The sequence below is a fragment of the Oceanisphaera pacifica genome (genome assembly GCF_017498065.1).
GTDB classification, from domain to species: domain Bacteria; phylum Pseudomonadota; class Gammaproteobacteria; order Enterobacterales; family Aeromonadaceae; genus Oceanimonas; species Oceanimonas pacifica.
In genome coordinates this window covers 248,477-264,573 of the sequence record NZ_JAGDFX010000001.1, presented here as the reverse complement: position 1 = coordinate 264,573, position 16,097 = coordinate 248,477, and the positions used below count along the sequence as shown (strand labels likewise).

The 16,097-nt window shown below is 45.1% G+C and carries 14 protein-coding genes; 8 read left to right on the top strand and 6 right to left on the bottom strand.

Annotated features, from left to right (window positions below; genetic code table 11):
• Nucleotides 1-111 precede the first annotated feature (111 nt).
• Nucleotides 112-1,464 carry an NCS2 family permease gene (locus J3U76_RS01235; RefSeq protein WP_208003845.1) on the bottom strand — a complete coding sequence of 451 codons (1,353 nt, stop codon included), beginning with the start codon at nucleotides 1,462-1,464 and terminating at the stop codon, nucleotides 112-114.
• 90 nt (nucleotides 1,465-1,554) lie between these two features.
• Nucleotides 1,555-1,911: a hydroxyisourate hydrolase gene (gene uraH, locus J3U76_RS01230; RefSeq protein ID WP_208003844.1), complete on the bottom strand. Its 357-nt coding sequence runs from the start codon at nucleotides 1,909-1,911 to the stop codon at nucleotides 1,555-1,557.
• Nucleotides 1,912-2,317: 406 nt separating this feature from the next.
• On the opposite strand from uraH, the gene puuE reads away from it, so the two are divergent.
• The 3 genes from puuE (at nucleotide 2,318) to J3U76_RS01215 (ending at nucleotide 4,367) form a co-directional block, all read left to right on the top strand.
• Entirely contained in the window at nucleotides 2,318-3,238 is a 921-nt protein-coding gene (gene puuE, locus J3U76_RS01225) for an allantoinase PuuE (protein ID WP_208003843.1), read from the top strand.
• Complete coding sequence (gene uraD, locus J3U76_RS01220) at nucleotides 3,238-3,753, top strand: 2-oxo-4-hydroxy-4-carboxy-5-ureidoimidazoline decarboxylase (RefSeq protein ID WP_208003842.1); 516 nt, start codon at nucleotides 3,238-3,240, stop codon at nucleotides 3,751-3,753. Before puuE ends, uraD begins: the two co-directional genes overlap by 1 nt.
• A 104-nt stretch (nucleotides 3,754-3,857) precedes the next feature.
• Complete coding sequence (locus J3U76_RS01215) at nucleotides 3,858-4,367, top strand: ureidoglycolate lyase (protein WP_208003841.1); 510 nt, start codon at nucleotides 3,858-3,860, stop codon at nucleotides 4,365-4,367.
• 282 nt (nucleotides 4,368-4,649) lie between these two features.
• On the opposite strand, the gene J3U76_RS01210 is transcribed toward J3U76_RS01215, so the two are convergent.
• Complete coding sequence (locus J3U76_RS01210) at nucleotides 4,650-5,747, bottom strand: AI-2E family transporter (RefSeq protein WP_208003840.1); 1,098 nt, start codon at nucleotides 5,745-5,747, stop codon at nucleotides 4,650-4,652.
• 141 nt (nucleotides 5,748-5,888) lie between these two features.
• Complete coding sequence (locus tag J3U76_RS01205; protein WP_208003839.1) at nucleotides 5,889-7,556, bottom strand: methyl-accepting chemotaxis protein; 1,668 nt, start codon at nucleotides 7,554-7,556, stop codon at nucleotides 5,889-5,891.
• A 211-nt stretch (nucleotides 7,557-7,767) separates the two neighbouring features.
• Between J3U76_RS01205 and J3U76_RS01200 the strand changes: the two genes are divergently transcribed.
• Entirely contained in the window at nucleotides 7,768-8,580 is an 813-nt protein-coding gene (locus J3U76_RS01200) for a DUF2797 domain-containing protein (RefSeq protein WP_208003838.1), read from the top strand.
• 209 nt (nucleotides 8,581-8,789) lie between these two features.
• Entirely contained in the window at nucleotides 8,790-10,703 is a 1,914-nt protein-coding gene (locus tag J3U76_RS01195) for a methyl-accepting chemotaxis protein (RefSeq protein ID WP_208003837.1), read from the top strand.
• 98 nt (nucleotides 10,704-10,801) lie between these two features.
• Here the strand turns inward: J3U76_RS01195 and J3U76_RS01190 are convergent, their stop codons facing one another.
• Nucleotides 10,802-10,969: a hypothetical protein gene (locus J3U76_RS01190; protein WP_208003836.1), complete on the bottom strand. Its 168-nt coding sequence runs from the start codon at nucleotides 10,967-10,969 to the stop codon at nucleotides 10,802-10,804.
• 165 nt (nucleotides 10,970-11,134) lie between these two features.
• Between J3U76_RS01190 and rlmA the strand changes: the two genes are divergently transcribed.
• The 3 genes from rlmA (at nucleotide 11,135) to J3U76_RS01175 (ending at nucleotide 14,366) form a co-directional block, all read left to right on the top strand.
• Nucleotides 11,135-11,986, top strand: a complete 852-nt coding sequence (gene rlmA, locus J3U76_RS01185) for a 23S rRNA (guanine(745)-N(1))-methyltransferase (protein ID WP_208003835.1) — start codon at nucleotides 11,135-11,137, stop codon at nucleotides 11,984-11,986.
• A 315-nt stretch (nucleotides 11,987-12,301) separates the two neighbouring features.
• Complete coding sequence (locus tag J3U76_RS01180; protein WP_208003834.1) at nucleotides 12,302-13,054, top strand: MHYT domain-containing protein; 753 nt, start codon at nucleotides 12,302-12,304, stop codon at nucleotides 13,052-13,054.
• A complete protein-coding gene (locus J3U76_RS01175) occupies nucleotides 13,014-14,366 on the top strand; it encodes a putative bifunctional diguanylate cyclase/phosphodiesterase (RefSeq protein ID WP_208003833.1) in 1,353 nt (450 codons plus the stop codon). Before J3U76_RS01180 ends, J3U76_RS01175 begins: the two co-directional genes overlap by 41 nt.
• Before the next feature lie 100 nt (nucleotides 14,367-14,466).
• Here the strand turns inward: J3U76_RS01175 and J3U76_RS01170 are convergent, their stop codons facing one another.
• Nucleotides 14,467-15,825 (bottom strand): GntP family permease, encoded by a 1,359-nt coding sequence (locus tag J3U76_RS01170; protein ID WP_208003832.1) that lies wholly within the window; start codon nucleotides 15,823-15,825, stop codon nucleotides 14,467-14,469.
• Between the last annotated feature and the right edge of the window lie 272 nt (nucleotides 15,826-16,097).

Here is a 16,097-nt window from a genome sequence, read left to right as displayed (position 1 = left end):
TTATTATACATAACAAAGGCCCTAGCAGGCTCTAAACCGACAGCTATACGCAGTACAAAAAAAGCCACCGCTTAGCGGTGGCTTTCATCTTATTAAGCTTATTTAGGTTATTTACATATAAATAAACTTAGCAATAAAGATAACACTTAGCACGTAGACACCAGCAGACACCTGGCGGCCTTGGCCGGTGGCCAGTTTCAATACTGCGTAGCTGACAAAGCCCATGGCAATACCATTCGCAATAGAGAAGGTGAACGGCATCATCAAGGCTGTAATGGCCGCTGGCGCCATTTCAGTATAATCATCCCACTTAATCTTAGAGAGGCTGCTCATCATGGCAAAGGCCACAAAGATAAGAGCACCTGCCGTGGCGTAAGGAGGGATCATGCCTGCTAACGGCGCTAAAAACATCGACAGTAAAAACAAGATGGCAATAACAATAGCAGTTAAGCCAGTACGGCCACCTGCAGCTACACCTGCTGCACTTTCTACATAACTGGTTACCGGTGGGCAACCCACAAAAGTACCAATTACAGAGGAAGCACTGTCGGCTTTTAGTGACTTTTTCAGGCCTTTAATTGAACCATCGTCCTTGCGTAAATTTGCCCGCTCAGCAACGCCCATTAGGGTGCCTGCGGTATCAAACATATTCACAAATAAGAAAGCCAAAATAACCGTGATCATGCCCACATCGAGCGCACCCATAATATCTAGCTTCATAAAGGTTGGCTCAATACTCGGTGGCATAGCGAACATACCATTGTATTCAACAATGCCCATTCCTAAACCAATCAGCGTGACACTCAATACCCCGATTAGTACAGCGCCAAATACATTGCGATACACTAATACCGAGATAATTAAAAAACAGGCAGCAGCCAGTAAGGCACTAGGCTGAGTAAAATCACCGAGTGTAACTAAAGTGGCAGGGCTCTCTACTACAATACCGGCACTTTTCAGACCAATGAGGCCCAAAAATAAACCCACACCGGCGGTCATGGCATAACGTAACGACTCGGGAATGGCATCTAGCACCCACTCACGTATTTTCCAAAAGCTCATGGCGGTAAAAATAATACCCGACCAAAAGACAGCACCTAGCGCTATTTCCCAGCTATAGCCCATTTCACCGACTACGGTAAACGCAAAAAATGCGTTTAGTCCCATACCCGGTGCCAAACCGACTGGCCAGTTGGCATAAAGTCCCATAAATAAGGTAGCAATAGCGGCACCGACACAGGTCGCCACAAACACGGCACCAGAGTCCATTCCCGAGGCGGCCATAATATTAGGGTTAACAAAAATAATATAAGCCATGGTGATAAAAGTGGTTAAGCCGGCAACCAGCTCAGTTTTTACCGTAGTACCATGCTCTTTTAACTTAAACAGTTTTTCTAACATGCCATTGTCAGCGCGCGCTGGCTCTGTGGTTGGCTTTACAGTTTCATTATTGGCATTTTCCATAGCCGTATTCCTCGAATTTAGATGGTAGCAAACTGTCAATGCCGAACGAGGTTTCCAGGGACGGCATTGACAGGTGCTGCCTACTACTTATTAGCTGCCTCTGTAAGTAGAGTAGCTATAAGGAGAGATCAGCAGCGGTACGTGGTAGTGATCTTGATCTGCTGCCAAACCAAAACGGATAACAACGTCATCCAAAAAGGCAGGCTCAAGTAACTCAACACCTTGCTTGCGCAAGTAAGTACCAGTGTGGAATACCAACTGATACTTACCGGCTACATAGTCGTCGCCTTCTAGAACAGGTGCATCAGTACGGCCATCACTATTGGTGTATACAGTGTTGATAAGGGTGGTTTTTTCACCTTCTTCAACGAGATACAGCTCAATCTTAATGTCAGTACCTGGTTTACCTTTAGATGCATCTAGAACGTGTGTCGTTAACTTTCCCATTTTCCATTACCTTGCGCGTATTACGCGTCTCCATATTAATACAAGGTATTATCTTCGACACTCTTAATCATCATGGCTCTAGGTCATGAGTACCCTTAACAGTACGACGACAATACTAATTTTACATCAAGATAATATTTAATGTCTACATTTCATTAACATAAATTTGACTCGCAAGTCACATTTTGAACTGTGGCGTGAAATCAAGGTTACTATCTTGATGTATAGGATTGTCTTTGCTTTAAGAGGGCAAAGCAAGATAAGCTGTACCTTCTGATACAAAAAGCAAACCTGTTATTTACATATATCGACTTTATTGTATACAATAGAGTCGATATTCGACTGGCCAGCCCTCTGCATATCTTGTTTCGGCTGGTGTCCCACCCTTCGTTTCAAGGAGTTTCTGATGAGCCAAACAACCGATTACCCTCGTGATCTTGCTGGGTATGGTGCTAACCCACCCCATCCCAAATGGCCAAATAAAGCCCGTATTGCCATTAACTTTGTACTGAACTACGAAGAAGGCGGTGAGCGTAACGTATTGCATGGTGATGGTGAGTCTGAAGCTTTTCTATCTGAAATGCCAACTGCCGTTGCGTTTCCTAACGCCCGCCACATGAGTATGGAGTCTATCTACGAATACGGTAGCCGTGCTGGTGTATGGCGTATGCTGCGTTTGTTTAAGCGCTATAACATTCCCATGACTATTTTTGCGGTAGCCACCGCTCTTGAGCGCTACCCTGAACTGGCTAAAGTCTTTATGGACGAAGGTCACGAAATTTGTTCACACGCTTATAAATGGATCACTTATCAGTTTATGAGTGAAGAAGAAGAGCGTGAGCACTACGAAAAAGCCATGGAAATTTTTGAGCGCGTATGTGGCGAACGTCCTAAAGGCTGGTATACCGGCCGTGATAGCCCTAATACTCGTAAGATCGTAATGGAAGACAAAGGCATTTTGTATGATTCCGACTCTTACGGTGATGATCTTCCTTATTGGGTAGACAACGACGGCGAAGGCCATTTGGTGATCCCTTATGTAATGGACACCAATGACATGCGTTTTGGTTTAAATGGTTATAACAACGGCGAAGAGTTCTTCCAGTATCTAAAAGACTCATTTGACGTATTGTATGCAGAAGGTGCTGAAGCGCCTAAGATGCTGTCTATTGGTATGCACTGTCGTATATTAGGCCGCCCAGGTCGTATTGCGGGTCTTGAGCGTTTCATTAAATATGTTCAAGGTCATGATCATGTATGGTTTACCCGTCGCATCGACATTGCTAATCATTGGTATGCAAATCACCCTTATAAAGGAAGCAAGTAATGAGCCGTTTTACTACCTGTACTCCTAGTACCATGAGCCGCGAAGAATTTGTTGCAACATTTGCTGACATTTACGAGCACTCACCATGGGTTGCTGAGCAAGCATTTGATCAAGGCCTAACCGCTGAGGATAATATTATTGCTAACCTACATGCACGTATGGCTGCGGTAATGAGCAATGCTGACAAAAAAGCACAGTTAGACCTGATTAATGCTCACCCCGATTTAGCGGGTAAAGCGGCCCAGCGTGGCGAGTTGACAGAATCTTCTACTAACGAGCAAGCCGGTGCGGGTATTAGCGAGTGTAATGCTGAAGAGTTTGAGCGCTTCACTTACCTGAATAACGCCTATAAAGAGAAGTTTCAATTTCCTTTTATCATGGCGGTAAAAGGCTCAAACCGTCACCAGATTTTAGCGGCATTTGAAGAGCGTATTCATAACGACTACGACACTGAATTTGCTCGTGCGGTAAAAGAAATTAACAAAATCGGCGAGTTTCGTTTAAGCGCTATGTAAGCTAAAGCAGTCTAATTAAGCGTTAAACAGCTGAATTAAAAATACGGGGTGGCTAGGATCCAAACGATCTTAACACCCCGTTTTAATGAATGAATGGAGGCAATATGAACAAGACTCTTAAAATAGAGCCGTTAACGAAAGAAGCGTTTGCAGAGTTTGGCGATGTGATCGAGTCTGTAGGTCGTGATCACTTTATGATCAACAACGGCTCTACCGAGCGTTATCACAACGTGGGTGACGTACAGTTAGATGAAGATGGTAAAGGCATTATCAGCATCTTCCGCGCTAAAAAATTAGAGTACCCACTGCAAATTAAAATGCTAGAGCGCCATCCTTTTGGCTCACAGTCTTTTATCCCGCTGTTTGGCCATGAGTTTTTGTTGGTTGTTGCCCCAGTAGGTAATGGCAGCATGAATATTGACCCAAGCACAGTACGCTGCTTCCGTGCTAATGCGCGTCAGGGTGTAAACTACCACAGAAATGTATGGCACCACCCAATTATGGCACTGCGCGATGACGACGAGTTCTTAGTGGTTGACCGTTCAGGCCCAGGTAACAACTGTGATGAGTTCTTCTTTGACGAGTCAATTAACATGACGGTTGAATTAGACTAATAACCGCATTGCGAGTTATTAATATAAAAAGCCTCTTGCTGCATGCAGCAAGAGGCTTTTTTAATACCTAAAGAAGGTACCATTTTCTTTGTATCGCGGCTAAGTTGGTCGGGTGTTTATACCAATCTGAGAAAGTAACTGATCTATTTATCACCCTTGTAGGAGTCAAATCTTTTATTCTCCCCTATGCCACAAAGTCGTATGCTGGCTGGGTTAGCAGGCTGCTTGTGCGTCAAGGAAGGCACCCAGTTAAAATCAGATCAAACTTTTATTAGGTTGGTATTATTTTTGGCTGGATACCTCATGCTTAGCAATGGGAGCAATTTCTTCATACGGGTCGGCATCATTAAACTCGCGCATAAAAATATCCCACACCACTAAAAACAATGCCGCCACCAAAGGGCCAATCACAAAGCCATTAATGCCCATTAAGCTAATACCGCCTAAAGTAGAAAACAGTACTAGATAATCAGGGAGTTTTGTATCGCGGCCCACCAATAGCGGGCGCAGTACATTATCGGCTAAGCCAATCACCACCGCGCCAAATATTGCCAAAATAGAGGCTGAGCCCCACTCACCCGTAGCATACAAGTAGAGGGCGACAGGTAGCCAAACTAAGCTGGCACCAATGGCCGGAATTAAGGATAAAAAGGCCATCACTACCCCCCACAGTAAGGGGCCAGGTAGCGCCAAAGCCCAAAAGATAAAGCCGCCCAACGCGCCTTGTACCATGGCTACCACAATATTTCCTTTTACGGTAGCGCGGGTAACTTCCGAGAACTTAGTAAATAACTTACGCTCACGGGCATCTCCCAAGGGTAGGGCTTTTACCATTAGCTCAATTAATTGGCGGCCATCGCGCAATAAGAAAAAAGTTAAATACAACATTAGGGCTGCACTAATAATAAAGCTAAAGGTAATTTGTCCCGCCCCTAATGCCTTCTCCGCCATAACCTTACTGGTAGATATGGCACCTTTAGACACAGTCTCGCGGATACTACCTAAATCAACACCTAGGCGCTCAAAAAGTTCTGGCACTATAGGAAAAGCATCACGAATTTGCCCTAGCCACTCAGATGGATTGACTTCACCACTATGAATGCGCTGATAAAGAGATAAGCCCTCCTGAATAAAAGAGGCCGTAATTAGTAAAATGGGCAGTACTACAATTACCACACAAATAATGAGAGTCAGCAGTGCTGCACGGTTTGGCTTAGCGCCAATTAGCCTTAAAATACGATCTTGTAAGGGGTTAAAGATAACGCTAATCGCACAGGCCCAAAAAATAGCTCCCCAAAATGGCTTAAGTAGCAATACGAACAACAAACTGACTAACAATAAAATAAATAGAAAAGAGCGTTGCTCGAGTTTTTCGCGCATAGAATTAAGATCCTAAAAAGAGGCTAAATACAGCATAGAGGTGATTAAGATAATCGACTATTGATTGAGCGGCAAATAAATTGCGCCAACACAAGTGTTGGCGCAGGGTGTATAGACGGTTGCTTATGCATTAGCCTTTGGCTATGTTTGATAGCGGCCTACTAGTTGCTGCAAGCTCGCCGCCAGTTCACCAACTTGCTTACTGATGCTACTTGCCGCCCGAGAACCAGAGTTTGTTTGTTCACTAATGGCGACAATTTCATGTACGTTAACATTAATATTTTCAGATACCTGAGTTTGCTGTTCGGCGGCACTGGCAATTTGTTCATTCATACTGTTAATGGTGTTTACTGCACCGCTTATTTCATGCAAGGCTGTATCAATACGTTTCGCTTCAGACACAGTCGTTGCACTGCCTTCGCGTATATACTCAATGGCGTGTACGGCGTCTTTAGCCCCTTGCTGTAAACGAGTAATCATGTCATCAATTTCTGCGGTACTGGTTTGGGTGCGACCAGCTAAGTTACGTACTTCATCGGCTACCACCGCAAAGCCGCGGCCTTGTTCGCCTGCTCGGGCCGCCTCTATGGCCGCATTCAGTGCTAGTAAGTTGGTTTGCTCAGCAATATCACGAATAACATCCAGTACAGTGCCAATTTGCTCAGACTCTGTGCCTAAACGCTGAATAATGTCTACGCCATTCACAATTTGATCTTCTAACCCATCTATCACGGCAATGGTGCCTTGTAACAACTGCTGTGCATCTACCACCTGATCCTCGGCTTGTTGTGCCGCCTCTGCAGCCCGTGCCGCGCTAGAGGCGACTTCTTGGGCGGTCGCCGACATCTGGTTCATGGCGGTAGCAAGTTGATCACTTTCGTGATCTTGGCGCGCGATGCCAGTTTCAGTTTCCACCATAAATTGCTGCAGTTGATCGCTGGCCTGTTGCAAGGTATCAGCCGACTGACGGGTGTTTTGTATTAAGCCGCTAATTTGACCAGCAAACTGATTAAAAGAAGAAGCGAGCAATCCTAGTTCATGGCCTTGTTGGCTATTCAATCGGCGTGTTAAATCACCTTCACCTTGTGCAATATCTTGCATAGTTGAAACGGCTTGGCGCAGTGGGGCGTGGATGCTGCGCACTAACAGCAATGCTAAAGCTGCAATGAGTAAGAGTAATACAGTGGCGGATAAACCAGAGTTAATAAGACCTTGCATCACAGAGTCAGAAATTTCTTGCTCTAATTGAGCCACTGTTGCTTCTAAATCATCCACATAAAACCCAGTTCCTAACAACCAATCGGTATTTGGAATTGGCGTAATGTGTGCAAGTTTAGGTGCATTTTGCTGGGTGTCAGGCTTGGGCCAGTTATATTCAATGATGCCACCGCCTTGCTCACCTAGCGCCACATATTCTTGTACCAAATGACGGCCACTTGGGCTGCTCGAGTCTAAGTAGTTCTTATTTTCTCGAGCCGGATTATCCGCACTAACCACCTGCATGCCTTGGGTGTTATACACAAAAAAGTAACCTGTTCCCTCATCAAAACGCAGTTGGCGTAATTGTGCTTTCGCGGCGTTAATATCACCACGCTCTAGCAGCGGGGTGATACCGGTAATGGCTAATTCTGTGTAGTTCGATAATTGCTGCTTGCGAGCATCGGTGAGTGAGCTATGCAAACTATCGCTACTTAACTGTTTAAGACGCAGCGACTGATTCACGTTCACCCAAGTACTGACCGCCGCCAGTAATAATAGCGGCAGCAATGCCAGCAACAATATTTTTTGTTTAATAGAAAGTCGGTTCATTACAGATCTCAAGGTGTTAATGCTTGTTTACAATCTTGTATCATTTTGTATATCAAATGTCATTAATCTAGATTAAATCAAGCGCTGCTCGCTGTCTGCTGACCCTTGTGAAGTGCGTTGTTAGGCCGCTACTGTTAATATTGTCCGCAAACTCTTCATAAAACAGAAACCCATGAGCAATAGCACCACTTCACTTCAAAACGAGGATGTCATGATCGGCACTCTTATTAAAATGCCTGCTCAGCTGGCAGATCCTATTCATTACCAGCTGGCAGTAGGCGAACACAGAGTCGACCTTAGCGCACGCTTAGGGCAACCTATTACGCTCACCCATACCGGTAATATCTATTGCAGCGCTTGTGGTAGAAAAACCAAAAAAAGCTACTCTCAAGGTCACTGTTTTCCGTGCATGAAAACCCTAGCCCGGTGTGACATGTGCATTATGAAGCCCGAAACCTGTCATTATGCTGCTGGCACCTGCCGTGAGCCCGAATGGGGCGAACAAAATTGCATGGTGGATCACATTGTTTATCTAGCCAATACCTCGGGTCTAAAGGTGGGCATTACGCGCCACACTCAGGTGCCTACCCGTTGGATTGATCAAGGTGCTACCCAAGCCTTACCGATTTTACGGGTCGCTACCCGTCAATTGTCTGGTTTAGTGGAAATTGCCTTGGCTAAAATGGTGGCAGATAAAACTAACTGGCGCACCATGCTTAAAGGGGGCGAGGCAGATATCGACTTAACAGCCGAAGCGGCACGTCTGCTACCCGAAATACAGCAAACCATAGCCGAACTACAAGCACAACACGGTGAATCTGCCATTACCGTACTCAATGAGCCGATTGTAAATTTACGGTTTCCGGTGTTGGAATATCCCAGCAAAATTACCAGTCACAACTTCGATAAAAACCCAGAAGTATCAGGCGTACTCATGGGCATTAAAGGTCAATATCTAATACTCGACACCGGCGTGATTAACCTACGTAAATTTACCGGCTATGAAGTGAGCCTAAGCGAGTAATAGCACTCGTCTGAGCTATCTGCTTGCCTTCAATAAGAGGGGATAGATAATTGCACTACTTTTTCTGAGCAGTGCAATATAAAGTTTGGGATAGTATGAGTCTGGTAGCGATAATGCCTCAATAAAACCTAGTATTTCACTCAAGCTTTGATTAATATTTCGTCCCCCCAAATTGCTTACTCTTAATCTCAGTTCTAAGGAAGTTGCAGGTGCTCAGACGTTTAAATATAGGAACCCGCCTAGCCATTGGCTTTGGTGGCTTAGTGACGATCACAGTGGTTATAATGGCACTGTTTTATCTAGCCAATGCCAACCGCGTAATCGAACAAGCAGAAAAACGCGAGCTACAAAGCCTATTAGGTGCCGCTAGTGCTCAGCTAGAAAGCCAAACCTTTTTTGCCGAAGCCATGAGCCGCATTGTGGCAGAGCAGCCAGACGTGCAAGCTAAGTTAGCAGCCCATGATCGCCAAGGCTTAGTGGAGCAGTTTCAACCTGTATTTAAGCAATTACAACAGCACTATGGTGTGGCTCAATTTCAGTTTCATACCGCTCCTGCCACTTCATTTTTACGCCTGCATAAATTAGAAAAATATGGTGATGATCTTAGTCAGTTACGTCCTACCATAGTGGCCACTAATCGCACTCAGTCGCCGGTACACGGCCTAGATGGTGGCGTTGCTGGTATCGGCATTCGTGGTTTATCGCCGATGCGTTACCAAGGAAAACACCTAGGCTCAGTCGAATTTGGCCTAAACCTAGGGCAGGGATTTGCAACGCGTTTTAGTGAAGAGTTTGGCGCCGGTATTGCTATTCACGCCGTAAAAGGTAACCAAGTTGAAACGCTCGCCACCACCATTAAAGGTAATAGCTTAGTTGGCAAAGCTGACATATTAGCAGGCTGGAAAGGCGAGTTTGTATTGGGACGAGAGCAATATAGCAGTACGCCCTATGCCACACTCACTCATAATGTAGATGGCTTTTCTGGCGAGCCTATTGCCGTGATTGAACTGGCAATGGATCGCAGTTTTTATGCCGACAACATCGCTAGCACACGCCGCTTTGTGATTATGATGTCGGTGGTGGCCATCTTAATTGCCTTGCTTATGGCCTATTGGTTGGCACAAAGCATTGTGCAGCCGCTGCGTGCTACCGTGGCTAATTTACATGATATAGCCGAAGGGGAAGGGGATTTAACACGCCGACTCGATGAAAACGGCCAAGACGAGTTAAGTGAGCTCGCCCAAGTTTATAATCAATTTGTTGGCAAAGTGCAGCACTTGATTAGCCAAGTCTCAGATGCTACCAACCAAATGGCGACAGCCACCGAAGAGCTATCGCATATTGCTAATCAAGGTAAACAAGGTGCCCAAGCACAGCGGGATCAAACCACGCAAGTGGCCACCGCCATGCATCAAATGACGGTCTCTATTCAAGAAATTGCTGGCAATACCAATAGCGCAGCCGACACCGCAGAAAGCACCACTCAAACCACAGAGCAAGGGCACCAAGCGGTATCACGCAATGTGTCTACTATTGGTGAGCTGGCCGACGAGGTGATGGCTGCATCATTGACTATTCAAGAATTAGAGCAACAGAGCAATGATATTGGTCAGGTGCTAGAAGTGATAGGTAACATTGCCGCACAAACCAACTTGCTGGCGCTAAACGCAGCGATAGAAGCTGCGCGCGCCGGCGAACAGGGGCGTGGCTTTGCCGTGGTTGCTGATGAAGTAAGAAATCTTGCCCAGCGCACTCAAGCGTCGACCGTTGAAATTGAAAAAATAGTCGAAAATATTCAAAGCAGCACCCACAATGTGGTTGCTGTAATGGACAGAAACCGCCTTAAAACTGATTCTGCGGTAACCGAAGCCCACATCACGGCTGAACGGTTAACTGATATTAAATCTTCTGTAGATGCCATACACGATATGAACACTCAGGTAGCGGCTGCTGTAGAAGAGCAATCTCATGTGGCAGAAGATGTCAACCGCAGCATTAACACTATCAGCGATATCGCCGAGCAAAGTGAATTGTCGGTGGGGCAAACCGCTCAAGCCAGCCAAGAGCTATCTGTGCTGGCGACTCAATTACAATCGTTAGTGGGGCGTTTTAAAATCCAATAAGCGAATGAAGCAATAAAAAAAGCCGAACTTATTGTTCGGCTTTTTTGTGCCCGTTTATTATGCAAGGTCAGTATTTTTTGTGTGCTTAGGGATAATGGCTAGCGTCGCTTTAACCACTGATATAAGTAACGGCCAAGTACCGCAATAATAGTGGTGATTAAAATAATAAAAATAATGCCATAAGTGATCACCAGTGGCACGTCAAAGTAGTTAAGAATGGTATATAAAATAACATTCGCAATAGCCATTATGATGATATAAAACATGCCGTTATACCTAGTTGATGAAGATATGTCGTGTAAGCGAAAGGCGAGCAGTATCGCACGACTACCCAGCCCAAAACCAGCGTGTTGCGGTGGCAATCGCATCTCGCATTAAAAACGCTTACACTGCGACCATCTTTTGCTTGCACCCATTCTTTGTAGGTTTACATGTCTTATCAATGCCCACTTTGTCATCACGCGCTTATTCCTAATAACAGTGGTTTACAATGTGAAAACAACCATCAATTTGACCGCGCCAAAGAAGGCTACGTTAACCTAATGCCAGTGCAGCATAAACGCTCAAAAGAGCCAGGTGACAATGCTGAGATGATGCAAGCGCGCCGGCGCTTTTTAGCGTCTGAGCACTATCATACAATGCGTAAAGCGGTAGCTAAACTGTGCTTAACATACACCGAAAATACCCCTCGACAAATCCTCGATATCGGCTGCGGTGAGGGTTACTATACCGCTTATATTAGCGAACAACTTAGCGCGCAATCTAGCTGTAGCACCTGCTATGGCTTAGACATTTCCAAAGTGGCCATTCGCTATGCCGCCAAACGCTACACCTCACTACAGATGCAATTTTGTGTCGCTTCTAGCCAGCGCTTACCCTTTGCCGATCACAGCCTTAACGCTGTTGTGCGCATTTATGCCCCCTGTGAAGCCCCAGAGCTGGCGCGTGTACTGGCCGATAACGGCGTTGTTATTACCGTTACCCCAGCCGCACGCCACCTTTACCAATTGCGCGAGCAAGTCTACACAGAAGTACACTTACACGATGAAAGCGCAGAGCAGCTTGCCGGCTTTGAGCTTATTGCTTCATCTAAACTTAGCTACCCCATGGCTTTGACCGGTGAACAAGCAGACGACCTACTGCAAATGACCCCTTTCGCCTGGAAAGCCAGCCCCGCACTGCGCGGCAATATAAAAGCCAGCCCGCAATTTAACTGCGAAGCCGATTTTATGATCCGTGTGTATCAGAAAAACAACAACCTGCCTGCTGCGACTAATAGCTAATCTATATAGATTTTGCTTTATCTAGAGCAGAGTTGTACCAGAGCCTAGTGTAATGAATGTGACTTCTCAACCAACACATCATTGATGGCTGATTATAACCAAAATGCTAATAATTACTCATTTTAATGTGCAATTAGATTGAAACTAATGATTCGAAGGTAGCGTAGTAATGATATAATTTAGTCTAGAACGCTAAATTTCCCCTTGAAGTTGCTAACTCTCGCTCTTTAAAGAGCTGAACTTAACGAAAAAGTTCTTTTGGCGTCATAGGGTGTGATGGCGCCCCTCTAATACCTCTATATAAATAGGAACCTAATGTTAGCAAGCAGTCATAACCAGATACTCGTTATCTGCTCAATCATTGTTGCTGTATTAGCATCTTACACCGCTCTTAATATGGCGAGTCGAGTATCTAATACCTCTGGTAAAACGGCAATGTGCTGGCTGGCTGGTGGCTCATTCGCGATGGGATTTGGCATTTGGTCGATGCACTTTATCGGAATGCTGGCCTTTAATCTGCCGATAGCGTTAGGTTACGACGTTCCTCTTACCTTCATTTCACTACTTATTGCAATCGCCTCCTCAGCACTTGCCTTGCATTTAGTCTGTAAAGAGACACTGCCTATCAAGCGTCTTATCTCAGGGGGAATCCTGATGGGTGGAGGGGTTGCCAGTATGCATTACACTGGCATGGAAGCCATGCTAATGACGCCGCGTATTGTTTATGTGCCTTGGATATTTGTGCTATCGATTGTGATTGCCATTTTTGCCTCAATCGCGGCTTTATGGTTAGCTTTTCGTCTGCGCTATGATTCTAAGCGCACAGCCTTTACTCGTATTGGCGCCTCACTGGTGATGGGCTGCGCCATTGTAGGTATGCATTATACTGACATCGCCGCTTCTAAATTCCCGCTAAATAGCTTTTGTGGTGCGACCAATAGCGGAATTGACACTAAATGGCTAGCAATACTCGTTATTATTGTCAGCTTAGCAGTGTTTGCTATTGCACTTATTATTTCGATGCTCGATGCTCGATGTTCGAACAGATCGACTATCTCATTCGCTTAATGAAGCGAATAATGAGCTAACTGAACTGGCGTTACATGATCAACTAACACGTTTGCCTAACCGTATGCTGTTAGAAGATCGATTAAAACGAGCCATATATCGTTCTGAGCGCAGTAGCGGTGAGTTTGCAGTACTTTTTATGAACTTAGATGGTTTTAAGGCTATCAATGAAACCTTTGGTCACCATGTGGGCGATAAGTTATTAAAAGCGATTGCACGTCGCTTACAGCAAGTATCTCGTGAAGGAGATACTGTTTCTAGAATCGGTGGCGATGAATATGTACTCTTGATTGAGCCTGCCTCTCCTGAACAGTCTGCATTAATGGCAAATCGCCTAATTGATGCTTTAGAGCAATCTTTTCAAATCTCAAATCAAGCCGTGCATGCCTCTGCGAGTATTGGCATTGCTATTTATCCGCAAGATGGAAAAAGTCCACATCAGCTAATGGTTAACTCAAGCGCGGCTATGCATCACGCTAAACAACAATGCCGTAATAGTTATCGTTTTTTTGAGCAGGCTATGAATGCAGACGTACAGTTGCAGATGCAATTGCAACAAGACCTACGGCAAGCCATTGATAACAACGAATTGATGCTCTATTACCAGCCTAAGTTTAAGGCGACGGATGGTTCTATGAGCGGCTTAGAGGCATTAATACGTTGGCAAAGTGCCAAACACGGCTTTATAACCCCTGATCGCTTTCTGCCCCTGGCAGAAAGCTCTGGTCTAATTGTTCTTATCGGCAACTGGGTCATTAATGAAGCTTGCCGGCAGATGAAAGTGTGGAGTCTTCAAGGACACAGAGATTGTAGCGTGGCGGTCAATTTATCTGCGTTACAATTACAACATACAAGTTTAGTTGATGTTGTTGCGGCGACACTAAAAAAACATGAACTTTCACCCTCACAGCTGGTGCTTGAAGTTACCGAGTCTACTGCTATGCATGACGCAGAGACTAGCCTTAAAGTGCTCAATAACTTGTCTGCGCTTGGCGTCGCCATTTCTATTGATGATTTTGGTACCGGCTACTCTAGTTTGCTCTATCTGAAGCAATTACCTGCTAATGAGCTGAAAATTGACCGAGGTTTTATTACTGAGCTAGAGCAGGGCAACGATGATGAGGCCATAGTGCAGGCGATTATTGCGTTAGGAAAGACCTTAGGCATGCGTATAGTGGCAGAGGGCGTAGAAACGTCAGAGCAGCAGATGTTATTGACCCGGCTAGGTTGCGACATATTGCAAGGTTACTTGTTGGGTAAGCCGACACCAGCCAGCGCTTCCCCTTTATCGAATACAGCCTTAACATCCTAGTACGCTCGCCGACTGCATAATCGGTGTTTAGCAAAAACCATCGCTTAACCTTGGCTCCCATACCTTAATATGGGAGCCAATCTCAAAGAGACTATCAGCCTTATAACAAAATTAATGTAAGCACATACACGACGGCTATGCCTGTGACACCTTGTACTAAGGTGGCCATAGTTTGTGCACGATAGGCTTGAGGGACACTCATTTTACTAAACTGAGTGACGACCCAAAAGAAACTGTCATTAGCATGAGACACTGTCATGGCACCTGCACCAATAGCCATTACCGTTAACACGCGGCCCATTTCACTCCCCAAGCCAATGTCACCCAGCATAGGCGCAACCAATGCTGAAGTTGTTACCAACGCGACCGTAGAAGAGCCTTGTGCAGACTTGAGAGCCGCAGAAACAATAAAAGGCATAAAAATACCAATGCCTAACCCCGATAATGTCATCCCCAAATAACTACCTACATCGGTTGCCTTAATCACAGCACCAAAAGCACCCCCTGCACCGGTAATAAGTAAGATGGGAGCAGCGGAAACTAAACCTGCGGCAATGTGTTCACTGAATACTTCTAGTTTATTTTTGCCTTTAATTAAACGTACCGACAAAAATAGACCAATTAATAGTGCATTTAACGGTTGGCCTAAAAAGTTGAGTATTTCATAAGTATGACCATCACCCAGTGGCAAGGTAGGGAAGCTGGCCACAGAGCCCAAGCAGATCAGAATAATGGGTACAAAAATAGGTGCAAAAGCATTAAAAGTACTAGGCAACGCACCATAGCTCTGCTTCATTTCTTCGAATTCTTCGGCTTTTTCAAGTAGCTCTTCAGCACCTTCACCATCGGGCAGTTCGTTCTTAAACCGGTTAGCCCACACTAAACCTGCCATAGCAGCAAAGGCTGAGACTAAAACCCCTACGCCAATCACCAGCCCAAGGCTACTTTCTAGCCCCAAATTACCCGCCGCCGCTATGGGGCCAGGAGTTGGAGGTACAAAAGTGTGTGTCGCATATAAGCCAGTCGCTAATGCCACACTCATGGCCACACTAGATACTCGCATTCTATTGGCCAAGGATTGTTTAAGTGAATTTAAAATCACATAACCCGAATCACAAAACACCGGAATAGAAACAATATAGCCAATAATAGACACGGTTAGCGTAGGAAAGCGTGGCCCGAGTATACGGATCACGGTTTCTGCCATGGTAATGGCTGCACCACTTTTTTCTAAAATCACGCCAATAATGGTACCAAGTACAATAACTAGACCGATATAGCCTAAAATACCACCAAATCCATTGCTGATGTTTTTGGCTGTATCTGCCAGCGGTAAGCCACTTAATAAAGACAGTAAAAAAGCTGCCAGTAATAAGGTAAGAAACGGATGTAACTTAAACCGTGCTGTTGCCAGCACAATAAAAGCGATAACCGCAACTAAGATCAACAGAGTCCCCATAGAGCCATATCCCTAATAATGAAAAATATTAGTGATTTTAGCTGCAAAAACCATAAAAACCCATGTAAAAAGCGATAATTAACTCAGTATCATGATTTTTTATTTGATGGTGAGAAAAGCTCAAGCCATGTGCGTAGCTGCATAGTAATAAATGTTTGCTTTTCCCCTCTTTTAGCACCTGAATTCAAGCGCAAAAGGGACTAACATCAAAGAAGCTGTTAGCCAAAAGTAAGGCATTAAGCCATTAGCAGAAAAACCTCTAACGAGAAAGG